The organism is Flavobacterium maritimum (assembly GCF_040049085.1).
In the GTDB taxonomy this organism is placed as follows: domain Bacteria; phylum Bacteroidota; class Bacteroidia; order Flavobacteriales; family Flavobacteriaceae; genus Flavobacterium; species Flavobacterium maritimum.
Genome location: NZ_JBDLZY010000042.1, coordinates 1 through 549, shown reverse-complemented (window position 1 = coordinate 549; position 549 = coordinate 1). Strand labels below are relative to the sequence as shown.

Genomic DNA, 549 nt, shown 5'->3' with positions numbered 1-549 from the left:
ATCGGTTTTAGATAAAATACAGAAATGGGATCTTTCTAATTCTGAAAATGTAGATTATTTCATAGCCAATTCAGAGCATATTGCGCAAAGAATCAAAAAGACTTATAACAAAGAATCAGTTGTTATTTATCCCCCGGTCGACGTCGATTTTTTTACTTTAGAAGAACAAAAAGAAGATTATTATCTGACCGCTTCGCGAATGGTTCCTTATAAAAAGACGCAATTAATAGTCGAAGCTTTTAATGAATTGCCCGATCTTAAGTTAATAGTTGCGGGAGAAGGACCAGAGTTGGAAAAACTTCAAAAAATAGCCAATAGCAACATAGAATTTGTTGGCTTTGTAGAGAATAAAAAACTCCGAAGTTTAATGCAAAAAGCAAAAGCGTTTGTTTTTGCTGCAGAAGAAGATTTTGGAATTATTCCGGTCGAAGCACAAGCTTGCGGAACGCCGGTTATTGCATTAAAAAAAGGCGGAACACTTGAAACGGTTCTTGAAAAAGAAACCGGAATTTTCTTTGAAGAGCAAACTGCAGAAAAAATAAAAGAAGC

At 35.0% G+C, this 549-nt stretch carries 1 protein-coding gene; it reads left to right on the top strand.

The window, feature by feature from the left end:
* Positions 1–549 (top strand): glycosyltransferase (locus ABEB23_RS18200; RefSeq protein ID WP_348814137.1); only part of this gene is annotated, 549 nt, incomplete at both ends.